Origin of the sequence: Microcoleus sp. B13-B6 (assembly GCF_036705405.1) — a bacterium.
Taxonomy (GTDB): Bacteria; Cyanobacteriota; Cyanobacteriia; order Cyanobacteriales; family Microcoleaceae; genus Microcoleus.
In genome coordinates this window covers 8,038-10,409 of the sequence record NZ_JAUBUJ010000167.1, presented here as the reverse complement: position 1 = coordinate 10,409, position 2,372 = coordinate 8,038, and the positions used below count along the sequence as shown (strand labels likewise).

Genomic DNA, 2,372 nt, shown 5'->3' with positions numbered 1-2,372 from the left:
TCTTGCCCGAACAGGCAAGATGCCTGTTCCACAATCAAAAATAAAATTCCTCTCTTGTGGAACGGGCATCTTGCCCGAACAGGCAAGATGCCTGTTCCACAATCAAAAATAAAATTCCTCTCTTGTGGAACGGGCATCTTGCCCGAACAGGCAAGATGCCTGTTCCACAATCAAAAATAAAATTCCTCTCTTGTGGAACGGGCATCTTGCCCGAACAGGCAAGATGCCTGTTCCACAATCAAAAATAAAATTCCTCTCTTGTGGAACGGGCATCTTGCCCGTTCTTGAAAAAGTGCAAGCTAATGACTAAAATCGACATTTCCCCCGCTAACAATCACCCCAACTCTCGCATTTTCAGCTTTCACAACACCTGAAAGCAAAGCTGCTGCCCCCAGCACTCCCGTCGGTTCAACAACTATCTTCATCCGTTCCCACATAAAAAACATTGTACTGCGAATTGCCTCTTCGGAAACAGTTGCCATATCATCAACATAATGCAGCACCAAAGGAAAGGTTAAATTCCCCAAAGATGGCGTGCGCGCACCGTCAGCAATCGTATCCGGGTTAGTAACAGTTTGTAGCGTTTTCGTGCGGAACGATCGCGCAGCATCGTCTGCTTGCTGGGGTTCTACTCCTATTACTTTACACTGCGGAGACAAAGTTTTTGCTGCGATCGCGCATCCCGACAGCAAACCCCCGCCACCGCAACAAACTAACAGCAAATCCAACTCCCCAACTTCCGCGATTAATTCCAGCGCCGCCGTACCTTGTCCCGCAATCACCCACGCATTATCATAAGGAGGAACAATTGTCAAGTGTCGTTCTGCGGCAATTTTAGCGGCTAACTCTTCCCGCGCAACTTGAGTGCGATCGTACAAAATAATCTCCGCACCGTAGCCGCGAGTCGCCTCTTGCTTGACTTTGGGCGCATCTGTTGGCATGACAACAGTAGCAGGAATCTGTAATAACTGGGTGGCAAGGGCGATCGCCTGCGCGTGATTTCCCGAAGAAAAAGTCAGCACTCCCCGCTGTTTTTGGGCTTCAGATAGCTGAATCAAAGCATTGCAAGCACCCCGAAATTTAAACGAACCCGTGCGCTGAAAGTTCTCGCACTTGAAAAATACCTGAGAATTTGTGCGTTTGTTGAAAGTTTCCGAAGTCAGCACCGGTGTCTTGAAAGTTTTGCCCTGCAAGCGATTTGCCGCCGCCTCCACATCGGCGAAACAGACTGATAAAGGATTTTGGGTACTCATAGATTTTAGATTAGGGCGATCGAGGACTCTATTTGTAGGGTGGGCATTGCCGCTTCACTCCTACCATTAAATTATAAAATTTAATTATATTTTGGTTGCTAATAATTAGGTGAAATTGCCCTCGCGAGTGCGATCGACTCCAACCATCGACAACAACGCAAAAAAGAACACGGCAATGCCATTTCCCTACAAAAAAAATAGCAGCTAAATTGTTTAACAATTACCAAAAAAAAGGACACAGCATGGCTGTGTCCTTACCCGTATCTTGTAGGGACACAGCATTGCTGTGTCCCTAACCGTACCGATATCCCGATTAGGATTCTTGCCGTTTAGAACAAGAACAATTCAGAATTACCGGAAACTCCCAAATTGACATCGACAGTGGCAAACAAACTGTTACCACCAACCGTAGAACCGTTGCTATCGTAATACAGTTTAGTAGACGCAGACAAACCGTCGTAGATAGCCATGATGGACGGCCCGGTTAAATTTAGTTCGAGATCAGTTACAGAAACTGTGCTGCTGTAAACGTAGAAACTCGAACCCAAAGGCCCAGATCCGGTCGTAAAGGCTGCAAAACCAGTGCTGTCGAGGTTAATTTGATCCTCAGCAGTGCTGTAATTGGTAATAAAATCGCCGCCGTCAGCAGTAGTTCCGGTGAACACAAACACATCCGCACCAGCACCGCCGTTGAGAACATTGGTTCCCACACCACCGATTAAAGTGTCATTCCCCTCGCCGCCGTTTAGAGTATCGCTACCCGCGCCGCCGAAGATGCTGTCGTTACCTAAACCGCCGTCGAAAATGTCGGCCCCAGAACCGCCGTTCAAGATGTCAGCAAACTCAGTGCCGGTGACGTTATTAGCTGTCGCACTTCCTGTAAATAAGACAGGAGTGGTGAAGTTGTAACCGCCAACACCAGAACCGAAGTTGTTAACTCCGTTTGTCGGGAAAGTACCGGGATTAGTAATTAAATCCACAACGCTGCCGGAACTCGTAGTAGTACCAGTCGGAGAAGTACCAGTATCAGAAGGTGCGATCGTACCTGTAAATACAAAGTCCGCCGTTCCCAGATTGCTAGCAGCCGTACCCAGATTCGCAATCAAGGTAGAACCAGCC

At 47.8% G+C, this 2,372-nt stretch carries 2 protein-coding genes; both read right to left on the bottom strand.

Annotation, left to right across the window (positions count from 1 at the left end):
• Window positions 1–299 precede the first annotated feature (299 nt).
• Entirely contained in the window at window positions 300–1,253 is a 954-nt protein-coding gene (locus QUB35_RS37060; RefSeq protein ID WP_333147781.1) for a threo-3-hydroxy-L-aspartate ammonia-lyase, read from the bottom strand.
• A gap of 329 nt (window positions 1,254–1,582) precedes the next feature.
• On the bottom strand, window positions 1,583–2,372 hold a 790-nt coding region (locus QUB35_RS37055), incomplete at its 5' end, for a calcium-binding protein (protein ID WP_445252134.1).

What these genes read in the sequence shown, in the direction of transcription:
- QUB35_RS37060 (WP_333147781.1), bottom strand. Translation starts at nt 1,253, where the DNA reads ATGAGTACCCAAAATCCTTTATCAGTCTGTTTCGCCGATGTGGAGGCG.